The sequence below is a fragment of the Pseudomonas sp. GW821-FHT03A09 genome (assembly GCF_059421065.1).
Window position 1 is genome coordinate 16692 of the sequence record NZ_JBWKUX010000020.1, and the last position, 23229, is coordinate 39920.

Consider the following 23229-nt stretch of genomic DNA (forward strand, 5'->3'; position numbering starts at 1 on the left):
TTACCACACGAGTATCTGCAACGTTGGTTTGACCGGCGGGCGGATGCCGTTGCCATCGTCAAAGGTTTGCCTGGCGCCGGTCAACGGGTCAATCAGTTCGGCGTTATGTACCTCGGGCAGGGTGATGCTTGTGCCGTTGGCGCTCCAGTACATCAACAAGTGTTTACCGTCGTCGCGGGTCCACGCGACGCTGTACAAGTCCTTCGGAACATCCCGCAGTGACGGCGTGGTGCCGGGCGTGAGGCGCGGACCGGTGATTTCCAGGAATCGCGCAAGCGCGGTGTATACCGGTTTCGGTTCGCCATTGAGGTCCAGCAGGCCGTAGTGCTGGTCCCGCGCCGAGGCTCGTTCATCCAGGTCCGAGAGGGCGAACAGGAAAATTTTCTGGTAGTCCTGGGACGCCATCAGCGCCAGGCGGCGCAGGGTGTAGTCGGCCTGGCCGTCGATGCCGATCAGGTCCTGTAGCTCTTTGGGCCCGGCATAGCTGGACCAGCCCCATTCGGTGGCCCAAACGTCCTTGATCCCCGCGTTGTGCAGGATTGCATTGAGCTGATCGCCTCGAAGGAGCACTTCGTTCTTGCCAGGCTCATCGGTTTCCGGGGTCATCGAGTAAGGGTGATACGCCGCGACCATACCGAGGGTTTGTACCCCTAGCGCTCCCAGCGCCTCGAACATCAGGGTTTTGCCACGAGGGGGCATCTGGCTGTAATACGCCATGCCGCCCATCACCTGTGTCTTGCCTGGCGCAGCGAGATTCAGCGCCTGGTGGCTGGCCAGTAACAGCTCCCCGTACTCTTTGGCATTCACTTGAGGGCGCCAGTTATTGGGCAGGTTTTGTTCGTTCCATACCTGCCAGGCATCGATATGCGGATAGCGCTTGGCGAGCATCGCTAGGCGCAAAGCGTATACGCTGTTGTCCCGAGGCCGGTATTGGTCTTGGAATGGCGCACCCTTGGGCGCGGTGGTTACAAACGGCGCCGAACCTACCAGGTAGAACACTGAGCGGATGTTCTTGTCGGTGAGGGTTTTGTCCAGTTCGTCGAAGGTGCTCAGTTGATAGTCCTGCTCCTTGGGCTCCAGGCGGTCCCAATGCAGGTCGACGCGCACCCAGTTCAGCCCCAGCTTCTGGTACTGGTTGATTTGTTTGCGATACTGCTCAGGCTTGAACCATAGAAAATGTGCGTTCACCCCCAGGAAGTCTTTCCACACCACTGTGCGCTGGGGTGCCAGATTGACCGGCTCGGCGTCGACCTTCTCACTCAAAAACAAGGCGCTGCCGAGGGTGATGGCCGCCACCAGTGGCAGATAACGCAGCACTGGGCGAACAGGCAAAATATTCATCTCGATGGCTCCTTACATGCCGACTGGAATAACTCGACAAAACGCTGGGCGGTGTTGGCCCACTGGCGTTGCTGGCCGATCTGAGCAGCTTGGTTCGCCCACTGGCGAGCCTGTTGCGGGTCCAGGATCAAACGGTTTAAGGCGTCACTTAATGAGTCGATATCACCTTGCTGGTACGTAATGCCATTGCCCTCGGCTACTTCTTCGGCGAAGGCCCTGGCATTGGAGGTAATGACCCCGCGTCCGCAGGCGTTGGCCCAGGACAGGGCGCCACTGGTGCCACGCATCTGCCCCAGGAAGCCGAGCTTTTTCGATTCGCGATACGGCAGCACCATCACATGGTGTGCCTGGATCGTGCGTGCAATGTCGGCCGAGGGCAGGTCCAGTTGCCAGTCCACTACGTCACCGAGCTGCAGTGCGGCAATCTGTTGACGCAAACTGTCCAGGTAGTTACCGGCTGGGTCGAAGGTCATTTCTGGTGCGGTGCCACCGGCCAGGGTCAGGCGGACCTGGCCACGGTATTGCGGGTTGGCCGATAGCGAACGCGCCAAGGCCTCAAGCAAATCCTCGATGCCTTTGCCGCGGTAAATAAAACCGAAATACAGCAGCCGCAGGGGGTCCAGAGGCGGTAATGTCACCGGCGCAATCGCCAGGTTGCCATGGGCAATCACCGCTACTTGGTCCGCACGCAGCCTCATGCGCTGACGCAGGCAGTCGCCGCCCAGCTGGGTGAGGGTGATCAGGCGGCGCATGTGTTTGGCCACACGCCGTTCTTCATGCAGGGTCAACGGGTCGGCTAACAAGGCTGCTGCTTGTGGCATTGGATGGGGCAGGCGTTCGAGCAAGGTCAGCGGGAAGAACAATTTGGCCCGACGCCAAATCAGCCGCTCTGGATCATGTACGGTAGCGGTCAGTGGCAACTGCGGATGAGCCAGGCGCAAATAGTCCAGCGCCTGGAATTCGCCGAAGCGTCCACCGCCCAGTTCTGCGTGGACCAGGTCCACGCTGTTCCAGTCAAATACATGCAACTGGCGCTGTAATTCGGCTGGGTTGTGGCAGCCCTTGAGCGGTGTGAGCACCTCAATGCCCAGTTCGACCAACGCCTTGCACAAGTGCGCGGCGTAGTCGGCAATGCCGGTTTGTTCCGGCGGCAGCGGTGCCAGCAGCGCAATCCGCATCAGGCCGCTCCGCGCCAGCTGTTGATCCGTGCCAGGACGTTGGCCGGTACTTCGAAGCGACGACGGTTGAGGATGATCCCGTCGACCTTACCGAACGCGGTAGTCAGCAGCGACAGAGCGTTCTCAATGGTTGGCACGGTGCTGGTACGGGCCTCGATCACCAGTACAATCTGGTTGGCGCGGCGCAAGGTCAGAAACGCTTGCGGGTTGGACGACAGGGCAGAGGCGTCCAGCAGCAGCACTTCACCCGGTTGCGGCGCTTGTGCGCCATTGACCGTGACCTTATGACCGCGCTCTACCAGCAGGCTTTTCAACTGCTCGATGATGTAGGTCACGCCTTCACCATGGCGCGCCGAGGTCAGCCCCAGGGCAAAGCCCTCGCCGGCGATGCGGTCGGTGGGCAGCAGGCTGTACAAGCGATAGATACTCGCGGTCAGCGCAGCAGGGGTTGTGTCGTGTACGTCGGGGATGCTGCTCCACAGTGGCACGTGGAAGAGTTCTTGCAGCCGCGCGCCGTCGTGGATGCGCTGGTCCAAGAGGTACAGCACGTAGATGGTCAGCAGGCCCACGGCGAGACCGGCCGGGATGGCGAACAACAGAATCAGTAAGCTTTTCGGGAACACCCGCGCCGGGTTCAAGGTGGCGTGTTCGATCAAGGCAATGTTGCTGATCTGGCTGCTGTCCAGCTCGTGGTCGATGCGCGCCTGTTCAAGGTTTTCCGAGTACAGCGCGTAGCTTTTCTCGGCGGTGCGCAGTTGTTGGGTCAGGCGATTGAGCTCAGGTTCTTCGGTCATCACACGGTCGCGCTCGGTACGCAGTGCGGCGAGTGTGGTGTTGAAGCTGTCGATTTCCCCGGCCAGCTTGCGCTCTTCCAGTTGAGCATCAATTACTTGCTGCTGGACGTTGATCAGCAGCGAGTTGGGCGCGCTGTTTTGCGAACGTTCCAGGCGAGTTGCTTCCTGAGCACTCAAGGCTTTCAGGTCTTGGATGTTTTGTTCAATCTGGTTTACTTGCGGTGTGCCTGGCAGGAAAGTACGCAGCAGGCGCGCACGTTCTACTTGCAAGGTGTTGAGCTGGCGCTTGAGGTCCAGTTGGGTCGGGTTGAGGCTGGTTTCCCGGGACGTCACCACTTCGGCGGGTTGATTTTTGATCTGCAGGGCGGCGTTGACCAGGAAGCTGCGAATCCCCGACAGTTTGTTCACTGCACTGACTTTGGCATCGGTGGTACGGTCAATCTGACTGGTGAGGTTCTTCAAGCGCGCGTCGACGCTGATCGAATCAATCTGCTTCAAGCGGCCCTGCAATTGATCCTTGAGGGTCTGGATCTGGCTGGCAACCTTGGTCCCTTCTACGTCATAAAACTCGTACAGGCTCTTGCGTCCGAGGATTCGCGCGCGCTCTTCGAGGTAAGCGTCGACCCAGGTCTGCACGACTTTTTGCGCAACAGCGGGGTCATCCCAGGTGAAGGAGATTTCGATCACAGAGGAGCCAGGCTCATGGCTGGCCTTAAAGTTCTTCTCCAGTTCGGTTGCCAAGCGCTCTAACGGGCTTTGCTTCTCGGCCAGGCCGATAAACTGCAGCACGCTACGCACGCCGTCGAGTACCTCGCCGACGCCTTTCTTGACGTAGAATTTTAACGTGTTCCAAAACCCTTGCGGCGGCTCTGACGTCATGGCCAGGTAGCGCTCGGCAACGATGTGGATGATCGGCCGACCGGTGAGCATTTTCTCTTCGTCAACGATCGGGTCGTGCTGAGTGCTCGGGGCAATCAGCGTCTGACGGTTGCCGGCTTCAATGGGAACCGTGGTGTTGTCCCGGCCCGGCTTGACCAGCAGACGCGCGTCGGACTCGTAGCGAGCCGGTAACAGGAATGCACCCAGCACCGCGACCACGATGGTGGTGATCACTGCCAGCTTGAATTCGCGACGGAAGATGAAGAACAACCGCAGCAGGTCGCGTAGAGAGCGGATTTCGATCACAGGATCACTCCATTGAATAAGTATTGAACGCTAAATGGAAAGAACAGGGTCGAGTCATACAAAACCGGCGCCAGGATCATGGCTTGTTGTTGATGGTGGTGCTGGTGTTGTTGGTGGTGTTACCGCTGTTCTTCACGCCCTGATTGTTGAGGTCGTAGTTCAGGCCAATACCAATGCCTTTGTTGATTGGAAACAACCGGGTGAAATACATGTCCACCGCTTCAACTGTTGCACCGATCTTCGACTGCGGCACATAGATCAAATCGCCGCGTTGCAATGGCACCCGTGGGTGATTCGGGTCGGTGAGCATGTCGCTCAGGCTGATGAAGTACATGTTGTACTTGCCGTTGGCGCCTGTGCGCATCAGGGCAATATTGGAGCTGTCCGCCGAAGGCAGCACACCACCGGAACTGAGCAGCGCCTGTTCTATGCTGACCGAACCCGCGAGGTCGAAAAACGCCGGGTTAGGCACCGCGCCGCCAATAAACACACGATTGCTCGGAGCGCTGGCGATGTTTACCGTCACAGCGGGCTCGCGGTAGATACGTTTGAACTTGTCGCTGATCTCCTTGCCCAGGTCCTCCGGTGTACGCAATGCCGCCTTGATGCGCCCGATATTGGGCATCGAGATCACGCCGTCAGGGCGCACCACGAAGATGGTCATCTCATCGGCAGCTGCCGGCTCCTGGGCATCGCGCACGATACGCAGCGAGTCACCGCTCTGGATCAGCACCTGGGCCGGTGGCAGATCAGCCAGCGTCAGTGCCGCTTGATGGCCAGCCTTGAGCGTTTCTTTGTCAGGAAGCGGCACCCGCGCAGGGGTCGAACAACCGGCCAGCCAGATTGAGACGCTCAGGAGGCCGAGCAGGGTAAGACGGGAACGTCGGTTGGTAGTCTTCATGACGGCTCAGGTCCAGTAGGTAGAGAACATACCCAAGCGCTGCTTGAGCGAGTTGGGCAGGTAGCGTTCAAGGTGGCCGAGGCGATAGCCCAGCAATTTAAAGGCACTGCGCACCACGACTTCGGGTGTGCGATGCAAGGCACCGGCTTCGCGCAGAGCCCGAAGTTCGGCCAGTACATAACGTTTGCCTTCACCGCCGGCATCACCAAACGCCTGGCGAATCCACGGCTCACGGCCATAGAACACACCGATATCGAAGTAGCGGTGGAACTCGTCCATAAGGCCGTAATCGTGGGAGTGATAAACCTCGGCGGTGGCGGCGTAGCGCACGTTGTAGCCGTCGAGCAGCATGCGTGCGGCAACGTAGGCGTCTTCGCTGCCGATCACATCGGCCGGAAAACCACCCACCGCTTCCAGGGCGTTGCGTCGGTATACGGAAAAGGAGTCGGAACTGAAGCAGGTTTTGATCCCAAGCTCAGGAGCATCAGCCAGGCTTTTGCTGCGGCTCTGGGCCGGGTAGTTGAAGTGCCGTGACTGTGCGCCCAGCACACCCGCGCCGGGGTGGGGCAGTTGGCGTCCGTAGGCGACACCGTTGAGCGGGTCGAGCTGCAACTCATCAATCAGGTTGGCGAAGGTGTGTGCATTCGCCGGAATCGCGTCCTGAGTCATCACGATCAGTGCGTCGCCGCCGACCTGTTCGCTGGCCCAGCGCCGTGTACCGCCATGGTTGAAGTCCCGTGCGTCGATCACCTCGACTCGCGCGCCGAATTCGCGAAAGCGCGCCACGGTGTCGTCACTGGAGGCGCTATCGACCACCAGTATCTCGTCCGGTTGCAGGGTCTGCATCTTCAGCGCAGGCAGCAGCCGCGCGAGGTGGCTGGAGGCGTTGCGGGTCGGAATGATCAGCGCGGTGCGCATATTATTTCTTCACTTCTGCAGGGGCGCGCCCATAGATGTCGTCGAAGCGCACGATGTCGTCTTCGCCCAGGTACTCGCCGCTCTGCACTTCGATCATCACCAGATCGATGATGCCGGGATTGGTCAGGCGGTGTTTGTGCCCGGCAGGAATATAGGTGGACTCATTGGCGTTGATCAGGAATTCACGGTCGCCATTGGTGATTTGTGCAGCGCCGCTGACTACCACCCAGTGTTCACTGCGGTGGTGATGCATTTGCAACGACAGCGAAGCTTGTGGCTTGACGACGATGCGCTTGATCTTGAACCGGCTGCTTTCTTCCAGCACGGTGTAGGTGCCCCAAGGCCGCGTGACCGTGCGGTGCAGGCTGAACGCCGGATGGTTCTGACGCTTGAGTTCGGCGACGATGTAGCGCACATCCTGGCTGCGATTGGCATCGGCAATCAGCAGGGCGTCGGGGGTGTCGACGATGATCAGGTCTTTCACGCCTACGGCACCGAGCACGCGCTTGGGCGAGTCGATGTAGCAGTTGTGCACGTCATGCAGGATCGCTTCACCGTTGACCTGGTTGCCATGGGCGTCGCTGGGAGTGAGTTGGCGCAGTGCTTCCCAGGAACCGATATCGCTCCAGCCGATGTCGCAGGGCACCACCGCCACCTGTTTGGACTTTTCCATCAGCGCCACGTCGATGGAGATATCCGGCGCGGTGCCGAACGCATCCGAGTCCAGCTCACGCTGGCGCGACGTCTTGTTCTGCAGGTGCTGGCTATGTTCCAACGCTGCTTTTGCAGCCGCCAACACGTCAGGTGCATGGACGGTCAGTTCGTCCACCAAGGTACTGGCCTTGAAGCAGAACATGCCGGCGTTCCACAGGTGCTTGCCGCCGTCGAGGTAGCCTTGGGCGGTGGCCAGGTCGGGTTTTTCGACAAAGCGTTTGACCCGGTTGCCGGTGCTCAGGGCTTCACCTTTTTCGATGTAGCCAAAACCTGTTTCCGGGTGGTCGGGCTGGATGCCGAAGGTCACCAGATAGCCCGTTTCGGCCAGGTCGCGGGCCTGGGTCACGGCTTCGGCGAACGCGACTTCATTCAAGATCAAATGGTCGGCGGGCATCACCAGTAACTGGGCGGTGTCGCCGAAATGCTCCTGCACGTGCAACGCGGCAACGGCGATGGCGGCGGCGGTGTTACGGCCGAACGGTTCCAGCAGCAAGTCCAGGGGCAGGTGGGCCTTGTTCACCCCACGGTAGTCATCCAGGGTGCGGAACAGCAGGTCGCGGTTGGTCACCGTGAGGACGCTTTCCACGCCGGGCAGTTTGGCTGCGCGCTGGAAGGTCTTTTGCAGCAGGCTCTGGCCATCGCGCATGCGCATGAAGGGCTTGGGCATGTTCTGTCGGGACACTGGCCACAGCCGTGTGCCCGAACCACCGGAAATAATGCAGGGAATTAATCCGTTGAGGGTATTCATCAATAGACTTCCTTGGTGGAAAGGACGGCAGGGACCGTCATGAAAACGATATACAGGTCAAACCATACGGACCACTTGGAGATGTACTCCAAGTCGTACTCGACGCGTTTCTGGATTTTGAACAGGGTGTCAGTCTCACCCCGGTAGCCGTTGATCTGCGCCCAACCGGTAATGCCCGGCTTGACCCGATGCCGCGAACTGTATTCGCTCACCGCCACTTCAAACGGAATGCCTGCCGCTTTCGTCGCCGTGGCATGGGGACGCGGGCCGACCATGGACATATTGCCCTGCAGTACGTTGAACAACTGCGGCAGCTCATCGATGCTGGTCTTGCGGATGATGCGGCCCACACGTGTGATGCGCGGGTCTTTGCGGGTGGTTTGCTGCTCCGCGGTGAAGTCGCTCTGGTCGGTGAACATCGAGCGGAACTTGAACACACGAATCTCGTTGTCGTTGTAGCCGTAGCGGTTCTGGCGAAACAGCACCGGGCCCTTGGAGTCGAGCTTGATCGCAAGGGCCGTGATAAGCATCACCGGGGACAGCACCACCAATGTCAGGCTGGCCAACAGCAAATCCTCACAGCGCTTGATGAAAGGTGACCAACCGCGCAACGGCAATTGCGAGGTATTGAACATCAGGATGCCGCCCACGTCGGTGATGCGGCTGTGGCCATAGCGCAGGGCGGCCATGTCGGGCACCAGCATCACGTTCACCGACATCTGCCGCAGGCGATTGACCAACCCGTGGATACGTTGCTCGGCGGCCCAGGGCAGGCAGATCATCACTTGGTTGACCTGCTCGGCGCGGATCAGTTTTTCCAGGTCGCGGGTGTTGCCGAGCAAGGGCAGGTTGCTGAGTTCCTTGGGAATACGCTCGGTACGGTCGTCGATGAAGCCGATCAGGCCGGAGCGGATATCGCCGTTGCGTTGCAGGTGGTCGGCCACGTGTACGGCGGTGTCGGTGAAGCCCAGGATCACCGTGCGTTGCAAGTATTTGCCCTTGCGCATCAGGTTGCGATACAGGCGCAGCATCACCAGGCGCTCCACGCAGAACAAGCCTAGGCTGGCGATGTACCAGACCGCCAGGTTGCGTGGGGTCAACTGCGGGAAGAACTGCAGGATCTGGTACATGAACAGCAAGATGCAGAACGCAGCGGACCACGCCACGATACTGGTGCGCAGGCGCAGGCGATTGCTGAAAAGATCTTCGGAATAAATCCCCAAGGCCTGAAACAGAATGATGGTCAGGATCGCGAAAAACAGCAGCAGGCCAAGGAAGTGGGAGCGCAGTTCAGGGACCATCGGGTCGAGGAAAAGCACCAGGATCAGCGGTGGCAAGATCGCAGTCAGTCCGTGGACCAATTTGACAAAAACAACAAAAAACTCAATAAAACCGGCGCGTGTCAAAAACAGGCTATCGACTGACGACTTCTCTCGCATACAGACATCCCTCATTGCACTCCAGACTCTTTGGCTCGGTGGTTTGCTTGCTTAACCAGGGGCAAGTCGACCGACGGCTACTCTGGGTAAAACGCAACTATTTCATCCACGTGAAGCCATCCAAATGAAGGAAGTTTGTAGGGGCAGTGGCTAAAGGATGTGTCCTTTTGGTGAATTAGTCAATAACTTGACTTTTTTGCGAGGCTGGCATTCCAGGCACTTTAATTTGTCTTGTTTGTGTCATTTTGTTGACATTCCTTGTTCGGACACTCGGTGGCGGGATGTGATTTTGAGTGTAGGAACAAATGTGAGAATTTTCCTGTGCGGATGGAAAACCTTTTTATAAAGGCGGTAGGAAGGAGGGCAGCACGCTGAATGTCCTGCCGGTGTTGCTGATGGTGATGAATGTATCCAGCACAATTTTTTGTGGGCACACGCTCAGCCGATTAATCTGAGGGCTTTCCTGGCTGGATGGCGCGAGCATGATCGACTTGGCAACCCTGGCGGTTTTTTCAGGCGCTGTTTTGCTGTTGCTGTTATCCCCGGGGCCGAACATGGCTTTTGTGATCAGTCATGGTGTGAGTTACGGCTGGCGTGGTGGCCTGGCTTCGAGCCTGGGGATCTGCGTCGCGGATGTGCTGCTGACGGTATTGACCGCCACCGGCTTGACTGCGTTGGTCGCCAGTTGGCCGCCTTCGTTCGATCTGATTCGCTACGCCGGGGTGGTCTACTTGTTGTGGCTGGCCTACAAGACGTTGCAGAAAAATTCCGGTCTGGATATGGCCCAGGTCCGTCGTGTGCGTCTGGGGCAAGTGTTCCTGCAGGCCATGGTCAACAGTTTGCTCAATCCCAAGGCGCTGCTGTTTTTCATGGTATTCCTGCCCCAGTTCGTCAGGCCCGAGGCAGGGTCCATCGCCCTGCAACTGTTGGTGTTGGGGGGCGTCCTGACCCTGATCGCCAGTGTGTTTCATGCCTTGCTGGGTTTTTTCGGCGGTGCGCTCAGCCGTTTTTTTGCCGGCCGCGCCCAGAGCGCCAGGCTCCAAAAGTGGGGCCTGGCGACGGTACTGATGCTATTGGCCGCGCGGTTGGCGGTGATGTCGCGCCCGGCCTGAGGAGACGCGTCAGCCTAACCGCGCTGCCGCCCGCGCGACAATTTCACCGCGTACCCGACGCGACTCCGTCGTGCGTTTTTGGGCCTCTTCCAGCACATGCCTGGGCGCGGTGTCTGGGCTGCCCGCGTCGAACGGCGGCGCCGGCGCGTATTCAATCTGCAATTGCACCAGCTGTGCGGCGGCCTCGCTGTAAAGCTCGGCGGCCAGGGTCAGTGCGAAGTCGATCCCGGCCGTGATGCCGCCCCCGGTGAATAGGTTGCCGTCACGCACCACACGCGCCTGCACCGGGGTAGCGCCGAGCGGGGCGAGCAGGTGGTGATACGCCCAGTGGGTGGTGGCCTTGCGACCCCGCAGCAGGCCCGCCGCGCCGAGCACCAGCGAGCCGGTGCACACCGACGTCACATAGCGCGCCGTGAGTGTCTGGGCGTTGAGGAAGTCCAGGGTTTGCGGGTCTTCCATCAAGGCACCCACGCCGGCGCCACCGGGTACGCAGATCACGTCCAGGCGCGGGCAGCCGGCATAGGTCATGGTCGGCGTGAACACCATGCCGGTACTGGAGGTGATCGGCGCAAGGTCTTTCCACACCAGGTGCAGTTGCACATCCGGCAGTGAGCCCAGCACGTCGTAGGGGCCGGTCAGGTCCAACTGCTGGATGCCAGGGAACAACAGAAAGCCGATCTGCAAGGTCATGTATGAAACTCCGAAAGAGGGGTGGACGGCTCCACTCTAGAGGCCTAGGCTTTGGCGTATTCGCCATTGAGCCCACAGATCACGCCAAACATGACTCGGATCATTCACATCCTCGCTTTCGATAATGCCCAAGTGCTCGACGTGACCGGGCCGTTGCAAGTGTTTGCCTCCACCAACGACCTGGCCCGCCAGCGCGGTTTGCCGTTGCCCTACGCGGTATCGGTGATCGCGGCCCAGGCAGCGCCGGTGATGACCTCCGCCGGCCTGGCGCTGCTGGCCGAGCCGCTGCCGTCTGCCGACACGCCCGGCGATACCTTGGTGATCGCTGGGGGCTGGGGCGTTTACGGGGCTGCTGAAGATCCGGCGCTGGTCGACTGGGTGCGGGAAAAAGCCCGGCACACCCGGCGCATGGCCTCGGTGTGTACCGGCGCTTTCCTGCTGGCCGCCAGCGGCGTGCTCGACGGCTGCCGCGTGGCCACCCACTGGACTCGCTGCGAAGAACTGGCGCGCAAGTTTCCGTCGCTGACGGTGGAGCCCAATCCGATTTTTATCCAGCAGGGTGGCGTGTGGACCTCTGCCGGCGTCACGGCCGGTATCGACCTGTGCCTAGCCCTGGTGGAAGAAGACCTGGGCCGAGCCGTCGCCTTGGAGGTGGCGCGGCACCTGGTGGTGTTCCTCAAGCGCCCGGGCGGGCAATCGCAGTTCAGTGCGGCGTTGTCCCTGCAAAAAGGCGACAGTCGTTTTGCCGAATTGCACGCCTGGATCACGGAAAACCTGAGCCTGGACCTCAACCTTTCAACCCTGGCTGCCAAGGCCTGTATGAGCGAGCGCAGCTTTGTCCGCCACTACCGTGCCGAGACCGGGCAAACCCCGGCGCGGGCGGTTGAACTGCTCCGCGTGGAAGCCGCCCGCCTGCAATTGGCCGACAGCACCACATCCATCAAGCGCATCGCCGTGCAATGCGGGTTTGGCTGTGAAGAAACCCTGCGTCGCAGCTTCTTGCGGGCGCTGTCGGTGACGCCCCAGGCTTACCGCGAACGTTTTTCGCCGGTGTCATGAGCGAGCAACTCCAGCAGGGCGTCCAGGGTCGCTTGCGGTGCTTCCTGTGGAATGTTGTGGCCCACCCCGGGCAAGACTTCGCGTCGGTAAAAACCGCTGAAATGTCCCACATCGTCGTCTTCCACCGGGGCTGGCCCCACACCATCATCGGCGCCGCAGAGTGAAATGCTCGGCACCGAAATCGGCGGCTGCCGGGCCAGGGCCTGCTCGATGGATTCCAGCGCCGGATCGCCAGGGGCATACATGAAACGGTGGCGGTAGGAATGAATCACCACGTCGACAAAATCCGGGTTATCAAACGATGGCGCGGTGTTGCTGTAGAGGCTCGGCCCTTTGGCCCAGGTCGGCGACCATAACTGCCACAGCAGTTCGCAGAGCGCGCGGCGATTGGCCGTCAGGCCATCCACACCACGTTGGGTGTGAAAATAGAACTGGTACCACAACCGATGCTCCGTCTCCGGCGCACGGGGCTTGAGCGACCGGGCGATATCCTGGATGTTGTAGCCATCGCCTGTTACCAATCCACGTACCCGTTCGGGCCACAACGCCGCGACAATACACGCCGCCCGCCCGCCCCAGTCATAACCTGCCAGCGTTGCGCGCGGGATAGACAGCGCATCCATGAAGTCCAACAGATCCTTGGCCAGCGCCGCCTGCTGGCCGGAGCGCATCACCTGATCGTTGGTGAACCGCGTCGGGCCATAGCCACGCAGGTATGGCACCAGCACCCGGTAGCCATGTTCGGCCAGGACCGGTGCGATTTCATCGTAGCCGCGAGGGTCGTAGGGGAAGCCGTGCAGCAGGATCACCGGCTCACCCTCAACGGGGCCGTGGGCTTCGTATGCCACGTTGAGCATGGGTGTGCGAATAGAAAACAGCGAGTTGCTGGTAGACATCGTGGGCTCCGATGAGTTGGCCGAAGATCCTCAGACTCTATACGAATCCAAGTGTGTGAGCGGGCTTGCCCGCGAAGACGGCGGCACAGGCGACATTGAAGTTGACTGACCCACCGCCATCGTAGCCTCGCTAAAGCTCGACAACTCCCACATTGGGTTCAGGGTTGCCAGACGGTTTTCTCTCCACTCAACTTACGGTCCAAAAACGTCGCTGCACTGATCAGCGCCAAATGGCTCAACGCCTGTGGCGTATTCCCCAAATGCCGGGCCTGGCTGTCAAACTCCTCGGCATACAAGCCCAGCGGGTTGGCATACCGCAGCAATTGTTCGAACTCCAAGTGGGCTTTTTCCACCTGCCCAGCGCGGGCCAGGCATTCGACGTACCAGAACGAACACGCAGCGAACGCACCTTCGGTACCTTGCAGGCCGTCGATCTGGCTGTCGTCGTTGCGATAGCGGTACACCATGCCGTCGCGCACCAGGCTTTTCTGGATGGCTTCCAGGGTCGATAACCAACGTGGGTCGGTGGCGGCGACGAAGCGCACCAGCGGCATCAACAGCATCGAGCCGTCCAGTGCCGTGCTGCCAATGTGCTGCACAAAATGCCCGCGTTCTTCATTCCAGAAATTGCTCCAGATGTCGGCGTAAATTGCCTGGCGGGTCTGGTCCCAGCGGGTGAACGGAGCAGGCAGCGAGCGTTTGGAGGCCAGGCGGATTGCGCGGTCCAATGCCACCCAGCACATTAGCCGTGAATGCAGGAAGTGATGTTGCTCACCGCGCATTTCCCAGATGCCGACATCCTTCCGGTTCCAGATTTCGCAGACCTGATCGGCCACCTCCACCGTATGTTTCCAGCCTTCGTGGGAAATGGCCTCGCCGTATTTGTTGACCAGGTACACCGCATCCATCAATTCGCCGTAGATATCCAGCTGGATCTGCTCGAATGCTCCATTGCCGATGCGCACCGGCTTGGCGCCGCCATGGCCGCTGAGGTGATCCAACTCGGCTTCCGGCAATTGCTGGCGACCGTCGATACCGTAGAGAATGTTGATTTTCATCGGCTGCCCGCAACAGTCACCCACGCGACCTTTGAGCCAGCGCATATAAGCGTTGGCTTCCTCGACAAAACCCAGGCGCATGAAGGCGTAGACGGTGAACGAAGCGTCGCGGATCCAGGTGTAGCGATAATCCCAGTTGCGCTCGCCACCAGGTGTTTCCGGCAGGCCGAAGGTGGCGGCGGCGATGATTGCGCCGTGCTTGCGCGAGGTCAGGAGTTTCAACGCCAGGGCCGAGCGGTTGACCGTCTCGCGCCAGCGCCCACGGTAATTGGACTGGGCGATCCAGCCGCGCCAGAACTTCAAGGTGCGCTCCAGGTACAGGTCGGTGCAGTGGTGGGTGACACGTGGATCGTCTGCGCCACCCAGCACGAATTCGGCGCCCTGTTCCTGGTCGAGGGTAAAGCGGGCGATCGCAGAGTGGTCTTCGAGGGTCAACGGCTGGCTGCCAACCAAGCGCAGGCCAGGCTGGCCGTCGGCAGTGAACAGCACACTGTCATGGTTGGCGCTGGCGCGTGTTGCCGAACGCGCATAGTCATGGCGCACAGCGCAGCGCAGGTGAATGGTCGCCTTGCCACTGACCACACGCACCCGGCGTATCAGCATCGGTAAGTCGTCGACTTCCTCACTGACGGTCAGCAGGTCGGTGATCTCCACCACGGCTTCGTCGCTCAGCCAACGGGTCTGCAGCACGTTGGTATCGGGCAGGTAAATTTGCTCGCGGCGAGCGTTGGGCAAGTCCGGGGTGAGCTGGAACACACCGGCCTCGGGAGTGTCGAGCAGTGAACAAAAGATCGACGGGCTGTCGAACTCCGGCCAGCAGAAGAAGTCGATGCTGCCTTTATCACTGACTAGGGCGGCGCTGCGCATGTCGCCAATGATGCCGTGGGCATCAATGGCGCTTTGGGGTTCATTCTTGAAGTCAACCATTGCCCGCCCACCGTTTTATGAGAGTCTTTTCTGAGGACCGGCGTCGCGACGCACAAGTTCAGCTTGCAACTAGGGCGGTGTGAAGCAATTGCCCCGCTTAATAGGAAGCATTACTATTCACGCCCGCCTTCCCAGTGCTCACGCGATGATTCCCCAGCCGCCCCGCAGAACAGGCTTTTTCGAGCACTACGAAGAGTTGATCGGCACGTGGACTCGTCGCCTGAGAAACCGTCAGCAGGCCGAAGACCTGGCTCACGACACCTTTGTGCGAGTGCTTGAGTCGCGCTCCACCGAAGTTGAGCAGCCACGCGCTTATCTGCATCAAACGGCGCGCAACATTGCGGTTGACGCCTATCGCCGCGAAGACCGCCGCGAGGCCTTGGCCCTGGAAACGTTTGATCAGCGTTCGCCCCATCAAGGCGACCCGGAGCATTACATGCACGCGATCCAGTTAGCGCACTCGGTCGAGCTGGCCTTGGCTGAGCTGCCGCTCAACTGCCGCAAGGTTTTCATCTGGCAGAAAATCGAGGGCCTGACCCAGCAGGAAATCGCCGAACGCCTGGGGCTGTCTAAAAACATGGTGGAAAAGTATATGATCCGTACCCTGCGGCATCTGCGTGACCGCTTGGATGCGATGGCCCCATGACCCGTTTTGAAACAGGACCTTCCATGATGGATAGCCGTGCGCGCGACGAAGCCGCGCAGTGGTTCGTACGCCTGCAAGACGCCGAACTGAGCAGCGAAGAGCGCCAGCGTTTCGACGCATGGCGTGCCCTGCGGCCTGAGCACCAATATGAATTCGATGTGTTGCAAGGGTTGTGGAGCGCCACGGACCTGTTGCCCAAGATGCGCCTGCAGGCGTTGTGTGATGCCCCGGTCGAGCGTCCTAAGCGTCACGCGGTCTTGCGTTACGCGGTGGCCGCGACGGTGGTGGCAGTCGCGTTGGGGTTGGGTCTGTTCAGCGGGCTTGAGCATCCCAAGCCCTACAGTGCCGAGTTCAGCACGCGCTTGGGCGAGCATCGCCAGGTGGCTCTGCCCGACGGCTCGATGATGGACCTGAACAGCCGCAGCGTGGTCGCGGTGCACTATGAAAAGGACCGGCGCGGTGTGGAAATCAAGCAGGGTGAAGCCATGTTCAGCGTTGAGCATGACACCAGCCGCCCATTTGTGGTGGCTGCCGGGGCAGGGCAGGTGACGGTCACCGGCACACGTTTCGATGTACGCCGTGATGACGATCAGACCCGCGTAGTGGTCGAGGCCGGCACGGTCAAGGTGAAAGGGCGCGCTTCGGATCAGATCGTAACGCTGACGGCGGGTCGCGGCACCCATATTGATTCCCAAGGGCAAGTCGTCGCTGCCTATGGGGTTAATCCCGATGAATTGACGGCTTGGCGCAGTGGAAAACTGGTGTTCAACAACGCCACGCTGGGCGAGGTGGCGCGAGAAGTATCGCGCTACCGCGAGCGGCCTTTACGGGTCAGTACCGCTGCGGTGGGCAACTTGCGCTTGACCAGCGTGTTCAAGTCCAGCGACACCGATGCCTTGCTCAAAGCCTTGCCGCACATCCTGCCCGTGGCGGTGCGCGCCTTGCCCGACGGTAGCCAGGAAATTATTTCGCGCTGAGATTCAGGTTTTTTCCGAGTTCTTCGTCTTCTTGTGCAACTGCAACTGGTTTGCATTAACAGCCGCACACTCTTGCGATCACAGGACTAGGTTCGACGTGAAAAAACTTGCCGTGAACAACAATAAAATTTCCTGCTGGGCGCCGCTCGCCCTGGCGCTTGCGGTCAGCGCCGCGCTCCCTGCGGCCTATGCTGCCGAGGGTATCCACATACGCGCTCAATCGCTGGGCGCGGCGTTGAGCCAACTGGGCCAGCAGACGTCCCTGCAAGTGTTTTTCAGTCCCGACATGGTCGCGGGCAAACACGCACCAGCGGTTGATGGCAATCTTTCGCCGGAACAAGCCCTGCGCCAATTGTTGCAAGGCAGTGGTCTGGATTACCAGATCGACGCCGGCTCCGTGACCTTGCGCCCAGTGAGCAGCGGCACGGGTGAAGCCGGTTCGCCGGTTGAGTTGGGTGTCACCGATATCAAGGTGGTTGGCGACTGGTTGGGGGATGCCAACGCTGAAGTCGTGCAGAACCATCCGGGCGCGCGCACGGTTGTGCGTCGCGAAGCCATGGTTGAGCAGGGCGCCATGAACGTGGGGGACGTGCTACGTCGTATCCCCGGTGTGCAGGTGCAGGAAGCCAACGGCACCGGTGGCAGCGATATCTCACTCAACGTCGGTGTGCGCGGCCTGACTTCCCGCCTGTCGCCACGCTCCACCGTCCTGATCGATGGCGTGCCGGCGGCGTTCGCTCCGTACGGCCAGCCACAACTGTCGATGGCGCCGATTTCCTCGGGCAACCTGGACAGTATCGACGTGGTGCGCGGTGCCGGTTCAGTACGTTATGGGCCGCAGAACGTCGGTGGCGTGATCAACTTCGTGACTCGCGCCATTCCCGAGAAGTTCTCCGGTGATATCGGCACCACCCTGGAAACCTCGGCCCATGGCGGCTGGAAACACATCGAAAATGCCTTCGTCGGCGGCACGGCGGACAATGGCATCGGTGCAGCATTGTTGTATTCCGGCGTTAAAGGTGACGGCTACCGCAATAACAACAACTCCAACGACATCGACGATGTGATCTTCAAGACCCATTGGGCGCCGACCGACCAAGATGACTTCTCGCTGAACTTTCACTACTACGACGCCAGCGCCGATATGCCTGGCGGCCTGACCCAGAAGCAGTTCGATGCCAACCCGTATCAATCGGTGCGTGATTGGGACAATTTCAGCGGACGCCGCAAGGATGTGTCCTTCAAATACATCCGCCAGATCGACGACCGTACCCAGGCGGAGGTGTTGACCTATTACTCGGACAGTTTCCGTGGCAGCAACATCGCCAACCGCGACCTGAAGACCCTCGGCTCCTACCCGCGCACTTACTACACCTTCGGCATCGAACCTCGGGTATCCCATGTATTCGACGTGGGCCCGAGCACCCAGGAGGTCAGCCTGGGTTATCGCTACCTCAAAGAAGGCATGCACGAGCAGGCGACCAGCCTGAACCTGGTCAACAATGTGCCCACGCCAGGTGGCCAAAGTGATGGTCATGTCTATCAGGACCGCACCGGCGGCACCGAGGCCAACGCGTTCTATATCGATAACAAGGTCGACATCGGCAAGTGGACCATCACCCCGGGCATTCGCTTCGAAGACATCCGCACTGAATGGCACGACCGTCCGGTAGTGGCCCTGAACGGCAAGCGTACTGAGGAAAAACGCCGCGAGATCCACAACAACGAGCCGTTGCCGGCCTTGAGTGTGATGTACCACGTCTCCGACGCCTGGAAGCTGTTCGCCAACTACGAAACGTCCTTCGGCAGCCTGCAATATTTCCAACTGGGCCAGGGCGGCACCGGCAATCAGACCGCCAACGGGCTGAACCCGGAAAAAGCCAAGACCTACGAGATTGGCACGCGCTACAACGACAGCGTGTGGGGCGGCGAAGTGACGTTGTTCTACATCGACTTCTCGGATGAGTTGCAATACGTCAGCAACGACGTGGGCTGGACTAACCTCGGCGCCACCAAGCACACAGGTCTTGAAGCGTCGGCCCACTACGACCTGTCCAACCTGGACCCGCGCCTGGATGGCCTGACCGCCAACGCCGGCTTCACCTACACCAAGGCGACCTCCGAAGGCGACGTGCCCTTCAAGGGCCGTGACCTGCCGCTGTACTCCCGTGAAGTGGCGACTCTAGGCCTGCGCTACGACATCAACCACTGGACCCATAACCTGGATGTCTACGCACAATCCGGCCAACGCGCGCCCGGTACCGGCACCACGTACATCACTCAGGGCACAGCCGATGGCCAGTACGGCGATATCCCGGGTTATGTCTCGGTCAACCTGCGCAGCGGGTATGACTTCGGTGAGCAGTTGTCCAACCTGAAGCTGGGTGTCGGTGTGAAGAACGTCTTCGACCAGCAGCACTACACCCGTTCCAGCGACAACAATGCCGGGTTGTATCTGGGCGAGCCACGTACTTTCTTCGTGCAGGCCAGCGTCGGTTTCTGATCATGTGGTGAGTCGGAGCATTGCCGCTCTTCCTCGTCAGGTTGGGCGGTAACTCTCACCTTTCAGATGTTCTTCCTACCGGAGTACTGGAAATTTTCAGCTGTCTCAGGAACCGGCCTCCACAGTTCGGCCACACAGGATATGTCTGCCACTGCTGGCTTTCTTTACGACTTTAGATCGTCGGGGGAGCCGGGGCGGTGAGGTCAGGCGCCTGAACATACCGAACTGGAGAACAAAAAATGCTGGCATCAGCATCCAATCAGAAGGTTGCTCCTTCCCCCGACAACACCTCGCCCACAGATGCAAAACCCAACAGCGAACGGTCTGGTACCTCATCAAGTGCCCAGGTCACGGTAGGCATCAATTTCACATCGCAGACAAATCTCTGCGGACCCGTGTTCGGTCCGCCGCCGCGCCCATTGCCAATTGGTGTGCGTCCAAATCCTGGCCCGCCACCGCGTCCGCTGCCAATCGGTGTGGGTCCGAACCCCGGCCCGCCACCGCGTCCGCTACCCATTGGTGTGCGTCCGAACCCCGGTCCACCGCCACGCCCGACCCCGACATTACCGAACCCTTTCCCGAACAAGAGTAACGAGCAGTTGGCTTGGGGGCTTCTGAACAACTATGAGGCGTTCAAGGGCCGTTGGCCCTCAACAACGGTCACGCCCCAGAGCATAGCGAAAATGGCCAATCGTCCGTTGACCGGCAATCCCTACACGGACGCGAACATTCAACTGGCGAACGAACTCCAGCGGCGTCCGGATTTGATGCAGGCGCTCGATCGAAATGGCAGCACGGGTGCTTTGGATGGTCGTCTGTCCAGAGACGATATCCGGAGCTTCATTGGTTCCGGTAATCCCTTGAAACTTAGCGACGACAAGCAGCTTGTGCGGGACATGCTGACTAATTTCAACGCGTTGAAGGGCGGCTACTTCAGTAACAGCATAAAGCTCAAAGATATCAGCGCACGTGCGTCGCAGCCGTTGACCGGTAACCCGTACCAGGACCACCTCATACAGCTGTCGAGGGAAGTCATGTCCCGTTCGGATTTACAAGCGGCGATGGACAACCGTTTCAGTTGGCTACGCGACGGCAGAGTCACGCGACAAGAGTTGTTCGACCTGCTTCGTTAGATCCGGGGTTGCCCTATGCCGTGTACTACACGACATAGGGTGGTTAGCACCTGGCACAGGAATACAACTCCGGTTCTGCAGGAACCGTTTTCGAAAATGCACCACGAAGTAAGTATCCATCGGTCATTGGCTGCCGATGGGGGCCTTCATCTACTGGATCAGGTCTGAACCATGAATTCGACATCATTTGAATCCCGTCACTCCCCGTACAACGCATCGAGCCTGGCTACGCTTACTCAGGAGGCAGAGCAGCCAAGGGCGTCCTCGTCACCGGGGCTCAACCTCACATCCTCGCCTAAGTTCAGCTTCCGGGCGCCCACCTCCGAAGATTTTGACAAGGGCTCCCGGCTTTTCATGGAAGAGCCGGCGCGCAGCCCTGTGCTTTCAATGATTACCAACCTTTGGAGCAAGCTGTTCAGCCGTTAGGCGCTGTAAATTCGTGCGAGCAGGTCTTTGCATGGCATGGATGGCCCGTCGGGTGAGGTGGTTACAAAGGCTCAAGGTTTACTGGGGCGTGTCCGGCGGTTTGGACGGTAGTCTTCGGAACTGCTGTTTTTGGAGAACCACTCAATGGGTGCTTGTGCCGTATTGATTTCGAGGGGTTTTCGAAGATCAGTTAACCAAGGCCCTGGCTACGCAATCTAGATTAGGTGGAGGTGAATCATGAGTGGCGGTATCAACAGTCTGGGCTACACGCAAATGCCCGTGTCAAATACAGGAATGGGCGCACAGGCGGGCAATGGTCAGTCTCGGTATGAGGTAGATGCCCGTGCACTGGGTAAACCGTTGCCGGCGACGCAATCATTCAATTCCCGATTCGCGAATGGCTCCGATCGACACTTTGACGGGCAGAACCTGTACGGAGGCATGACGAAGATCGGGAACCCCTTTGTCAGCTCAGACGACCATCTGCTGGCGACCGACCTGAAGACCAACCTGTCATTGCTGGATGCCTTCAAGAAAGATGGGCGGCTGACACAGGGATCTTTGCAGGAGATAGCCAAAGAGGAACCGAGCAGTAGCAAGGTTGCGGAGCGCACAATCATGTTGACGCGAGAAATACTCAACCGTCCCCGATTGAATGATGCGATTACTGCAAAGGGTGGTGAAATCACTCATGAAAGCCTGACCAAGGCTAGCGATTCGCAAGTCGGCAACACCAACCCCAACACCCAGAGCGCGGACCCGTTCCATGCGAAAACCGATGCTCAGGTCGTCCAGGCATTCAGAGGGAAATTTGATGATTGGCGGGACAAGTCGGAGGATTTCAATTTCCTTTTTGGTAAAGAAAAACATCGGTATGTGAAGAGAGAAACGATCCTGGAAATTAGCAAGGACCCTAATGTAACGGACAATAAAGGCGAAGCCGTACGGGATCCGCGCACTGGGTTTCCTTTGAAAAAGTACAGTGAGCTGGAGGTGTACCTTGCCAAGAATCTTACGGAGAGACCCGGGTTAATGGGCTCTCTGGACAGTAACAAGGCCAACGGTACTAGCATCTTCGGCAGCCGCAACGACGATGGGTGGTTAAAAAACTACAGCATTGATCGCTGGCTGGAGAACGACAAAAAAGAGAAGGGAAATTAAACAAGCGTGCAGGTAAGCACGAGTTGCTTGAAAGACTCAAACAACTCGTGCCGCCTCGCGTTCATACCCGCAGTATTTTTCCACTGACCGCCACCGCCACCAGCAACCCACCGATCAACAGAAAAGCAGTCGCCAGGCTGCTGCCATGGGCAATGAATCCGATTACGGCAGGGCCGGCCAGTATTCCCGCGTATCCCAGCGTGGTAATCGCAGGAACGGCAATGTGTTCCGGCATGACGTTTTGCTTGCCGACGGAGGTATAGAGCACCGGGACAATATTCGAGCAACCAGCGCCTACGAGCGCATAGCCCAATAGTGCCATTTCCCAAGCTGGGGACAGTGTGGCGAGGAACAAACCGGCTGCAGCCAGCGAGCCACCGATCACGATTACCCGGGTAGCGCCCAGACGACGCACAATCGCGTCACCGGTCAAGCGCCCGGCAGTCATTGTCAGGGCAAATGCTGCATAACCAAGCCCCGCGTAGGCTTCGTCCAGGCCGCGCTCTGCGCTGAGAAACACGGCGCTCCAGTCGAGTACGGCCCCTTCGGCGAGAAACACGATAAAACACAAGCAGCCGATAAACAGCACCACACCATGGGGAATAGCAAACGCCGGCCCTGAGCTTTCACTGCCATAGGGCAATAAATGGGGTCCAGCCTTGAGCAGGGCCAGCACCATAACGACGATCACCACCAAGGTTGCCTGCAGCGGTGAAAAGCCCAACCCCAAAAGCCCGGAAACACCCGCGGCACCCACAATGCCGCCTAGACTGAACAAGCCATGGAACCCCGACATCATGGTTTTGCCGCTGGCGCGCTCAACGATGACCGCTTGCAGGTTGACCGTTGAATCCACCGTGCCCAAGCCTGCACCAAACAGGAACAGCCCGGCCATGAGCAGTGGAATCGAACTGACGGTGGCCAGCATCGGCAGAGCCAGGCAGATCATGATCGTACCGGCGCTCAGTACGCGACGGCAGCCAAAGCGTGACGCCAATACACCTGCCATCGGCATGGCGAGGATCGAGCCTACCCCCAGGCACAACAGCAGCAGGCCTAGCGTGCCTTCATTGAGCTGCGCACGCGCCTTGGCATACGGCACCAGTGGCGCCCAGGCGGCGATGCCGAAGCCGGCAATGAAAAACGCGATACGGGTCGACATTTGCTCCAGCCGCCCGGGAACTACGGGCGCTGGGGTGGGGATGGCAGTCATGAAAAATCCTTGGTTTTGCGTTCAACGAGCGATGTCCGGCGTGACATCCTTGCACATCAGGCCCTGTCGAGCGAGCTGGGTTCCCTGAGGATTAATCCACGGGGCGCGGCTTTTATTTTTACAAACACGGAACGCTCTGGGTGATGGCGACCACATCAGTGTGTAGGAAGTGGTCTGGAGGGTACGTACTCCCCGCGAGGACTGATGAAC

18 protein-coding genes and 1 pseudogene are annotated in these 23229 nt (G+C 59.5%); 7 read left to right on the forward strand and 12 right to left on the reverse strand.

Going from position 1 to position 23229, the window contains the following annotated elements:
• The 8 genes and pseudogenes from AC07V4_RS25645 to AC07V4_RS25680 form a co-directional block, all read right to left on the reverse strand.
• Positions 1–1341 (reverse strand): beta-galactosidase, encoded by a 1341-nt coding sequence (locus AC07V4_RS25645; RefSeq protein ID WP_492638612.1) that lies wholly within the window; start codon positions 1339–1341, stop codon positions 1–3.
• Positions 1338–2519: a glycosyltransferase gene (locus AC07V4_RS25650; RefSeq protein WP_492638611.1), complete on the reverse strand. Its 1182-nt coding sequence runs from the start codon at positions 2517–2519 to the stop codon at positions 1338–1340. Before AC07V4_RS25650 ends, AC07V4_RS25645 begins: the two co-directional genes overlap by 4 nt.
• Positions 2519–4498 (reverse strand): GumC family protein, encoded by a 1980-nt coding sequence (locus AC07V4_RS25655; RefSeq protein ID WP_492638610.1) that lies wholly within the window; start codon positions 4496–4498, stop codon positions 2519–2521. Before AC07V4_RS25655 ends, AC07V4_RS25650 begins: the two co-directional genes overlap by 1 nt.
• 76 nt (positions 4499–4574) lie before the next feature.
• The gene (locus tag AC07V4_RS25660) at positions 4575–5024 is read right to left on the reverse strand and encodes a polysaccharide biosynthesis/export family protein (RefSeq protein ID WP_495029367.1); all 450 of its coding nucleotides are present in this window, start codon (positions 5022–5024) and stop codon (positions 4575–4577) included.
• Positions 5022–5399, reverse strand: a pseudogene (locus AC07V4_RS25665) (polysaccharide biosynthesis/export family protein); the annotation flags it as partial. The gene AC07V4_RS25660 and the pseudogene AC07V4_RS25665, both read right to left, overlap by 3 nt.
• 6 nt (positions 5400–5405) lie before the next feature.
• A complete protein-coding gene (locus AC07V4_RS25670; RefSeq protein ID WP_492638608.1) occupies positions 5406–6317 on the reverse strand; it encodes a glycosyltransferase family 2 protein in 912 nt (303 codons plus the stop codon).
• A 1-nt stretch (position 6318) separates the two neighbouring features.
• Positions 6319–7779, reverse strand: a complete 1461-nt coding sequence (locus AC07V4_RS25675; RefSeq protein ID WP_492638607.1) for a mannose-1-phosphate guanylyltransferase/mannose-6-phosphate isomerase — start codon at positions 7777–7779, stop codon at positions 6319–6321.
• Positions 7779–9218 carry an undecaprenyl-phosphate glucose phosphotransferase gene (locus AC07V4_RS25680; RefSeq protein ID WP_492638606.1) on the reverse strand — a complete coding sequence of 480 codons (1440 nt, stop codon included), beginning with the start codon at positions 9216–9218 and terminating at the stop codon, positions 7779–7781. The genes AC07V4_RS25675 and AC07V4_RS25680 overlap by 1 nt, the downstream gene beginning before the upstream one ends.
• A gap of 482 nt (positions 9219–9700) precedes the next feature.
• On the opposite strand from AC07V4_RS25680, the gene AC07V4_RS25685 reads away from it, so the two are divergent.
• The gene (locus tag AC07V4_RS25685) at positions 9701–10330 is read left to right on the forward strand and encodes a LysE family translocator (protein ID WP_492638605.1); all 630 of its coding nucleotides are present in this window, start codon (positions 9701–9703) and stop codon (positions 10328–10330) included.
• A gap of 9 nt (positions 10331–10339) precedes the next feature.
• On the opposite strand, the gene inhA is transcribed toward AC07V4_RS25685, so the two are convergent.
• Complete coding sequence (gene inhA / locus AC07V4_RS25690) at positions 10340–11020, reverse strand: isonitrile hydratase (protein ID WP_492638604.1); 681 nt, start codon at positions 11018–11020, stop codon at positions 10340–10342.
• A gap of 90 nt (positions 11021–11110) precedes the next feature.
• On the opposite strand from inhA, the gene AC07V4_RS25695 reads away from it, so the two are divergent.
• Complete coding sequence (locus tag AC07V4_RS25695; protein ID WP_492638603.1) at positions 11111–12079, forward strand: GlxA family transcriptional regulator; 969 nt, start codon at positions 11111–11113, stop codon at positions 12077–12079.
• Here the strand turns inward: AC07V4_RS25695 and AC07V4_RS25700 are convergent.
• Complete coding sequence (locus tag AC07V4_RS25700) at positions 12049–12975, reverse strand: alpha/beta fold hydrolase (protein ID WP_492638602.1); 927 nt, start codon at positions 12973–12975, stop codon at positions 12049–12051. The two genes, AC07V4_RS25695 and AC07V4_RS25700, sit on opposite strands and share 31 nt — an antisense overlap.
• A 158-nt stretch (positions 12976–13133) precedes the next feature.
• Positions 13134–14960: a glycoside hydrolase family 15 protein gene (locus tag AC07V4_RS25705; protein ID WP_492638601.1), complete on the reverse strand. Its 1827-nt coding sequence runs from the start codon at positions 14958–14960 to the stop codon at positions 13134–13136.
• Positions 14961–15105: 145 nt separating this feature from the next.
• Between AC07V4_RS25705 and AC07V4_RS25710 the strand changes: the two genes are divergently transcribed.
• From AC07V4_RS25710 to AC07V4_RS25730, 5 genes are all read left to right on the forward strand, one after another.
• Positions 15106–15606 (forward strand): sigma-70 family RNA polymerase sigma factor, encoded by a 501-nt coding sequence (locus tag AC07V4_RS25710; protein WP_492638600.1) that lies wholly within the window; start codon positions 15106–15108, stop codon positions 15604–15606.
• Positions 15607–15629: 23 nt separating this feature from the next.
• Positions 15630–16583, forward strand: a complete 954-nt coding sequence (locus tag AC07V4_RS25715) for a FecR family protein (RefSeq protein ID WP_492638599.1) — start codon at positions 15630–15632, stop codon at positions 16581–16583.
• Positions 16584–16680: 97 nt separating this feature from the next.
• Positions 16681–19086, forward strand: a complete 2406-nt coding sequence (locus AC07V4_RS25720) for a TonB-dependent siderophore receptor (protein ID WP_492638598.1) — start codon at positions 16681–16683, stop codon at positions 19084–19086.
• A 239-nt stretch (positions 19087–19325) separates the two neighbouring features.
• Positions 19326–20219 (forward strand): hypothetical protein, encoded by an 894-nt coding sequence (locus tag AC07V4_RS25725; protein WP_492638597.1) that lies wholly within the window; start codon positions 19326–19328, stop codon positions 20217–20219.
• Positions 20220–20882: 663 nt separating this feature from the next.
• Positions 20883–21806 carry a hypothetical protein gene (locus AC07V4_RS25730; protein WP_492638596.1) on the forward strand — a complete coding sequence of 308 codons (924 nt, stop codon included), beginning with the start codon at positions 20883–20885 and terminating at the stop codon, positions 21804–21806.
• Between the two features lie 61 nt (positions 21807–21867).
• On the opposite strand, the gene AC07V4_RS25735 is transcribed toward AC07V4_RS25730, so the two are convergent.
• Positions 21868–23019 (reverse strand): MFS transporter, encoded by a 1152-nt coding sequence (locus AC07V4_RS25735; RefSeq protein ID WP_492638595.1) that lies wholly within the window; start codon positions 23017–23019, stop codon positions 21868–21870.
• Positions 23020–23229 lie beyond the last annotated feature (210 nt).

Coding starts and splice junctions, on each gene's coding strand:
- AC07V4_RS25680 (WP_492638606.1), bottom strand. CDS start 9,218: ATGCGAGAGAAGTCGTCAGTCGATAGCCTGTTTTTGACACGCGCCGGT.
- AC07V4_RS25695 (WP_492638603.1), top strand. CDS start 11,111: ATGACTCGGATCATTCACATCCTCGCTTTCGATAATGCCCAAGTGCTC.
- AC07V4_RS25735 (WP_492638595.1), bottom strand. CDS start 23,019: ATGACTGCCATCCCCACCCCAGCGCCCGTAGTTCCCGGGCGGCTGGAG.
- AC07V4_RS25675 (WP_492638607.1), bottom strand. CDS start 7,779: ATGAATACCCTCAACGGATTAATTCCCTGCATTATTTCCGGTGGTTCG.
- AC07V4_RS25730 (WP_492638596.1), top strand. CDS start 20,883: ATGAGTGGCGGTATCAACAGTCTGGGCTACACGCAAATGCCCGTGTCA.
- AC07V4_RS25700 (WP_492638602.1), bottom strand. CDS start 12,975: ATGTCTACCAGCAACTCGCTGTTTTCTATTCGCACACCCATGCTCAAC.
- AC07V4_RS25670 (WP_492638608.1), bottom strand. CDS start 6,317: ATGCGCACCGCGCTGATCATTCCGACCCGCAACGCCTCCAGCCACCTC.
- AC07V4_RS25685 (WP_492638605.1), top strand. CDS start 9,701: ATGATCGACTTGGCAACCCTGGCGGTTTTTTCAGGCGCTGTTTTGCTG.
- AC07V4_RS25645 (WP_492638612.1), bottom strand. CDS start 1,341: ATGAATATTTTGCCTGTTCGCCCAGTGCTGCGTTATCTGCCACTGGTG.
- AC07V4_RS25710 (WP_492638600.1), top strand. CDS start 15,106: ATGATTCCCCAGCCGCCCCGCAGAACAGGCTTTTTCGAGCACTACGAA.
- AC07V4_RS25705 (WP_492638601.1), bottom strand. CDS start 14,960: ATGGTTGACTTCAAGAATGAACCCCAAAGCGCCATTGATGCCCACGGC.
- AC07V4_RS25650 (WP_492638611.1), bottom strand. CDS start 2,519: ATGCGGATTGCGCTGCTGGCACCGCTGCCGCCGGAACAAACCGGCATT.
- AC07V4_RS25725 (WP_492638597.1), top strand. CDS start 19,326: ATGCTGGCATCAGCATCCAATCAGAAGGTTGCTCCTTCCCCCGACAAC.
- AC07V4_RS25715 (WP_492638599.1), top strand. CDS start 15,630: ATGATGGATAGCCGTGCGCGCGACGAAGCCGCGCAGTGGTTCGTACGC.
- inhA (WP_492638604.1), bottom strand. CDS start 11,020: ATGACCTTGCAGATCGGCTTTCTGTTGTTCCCTGGCATCCAGCAGTTG.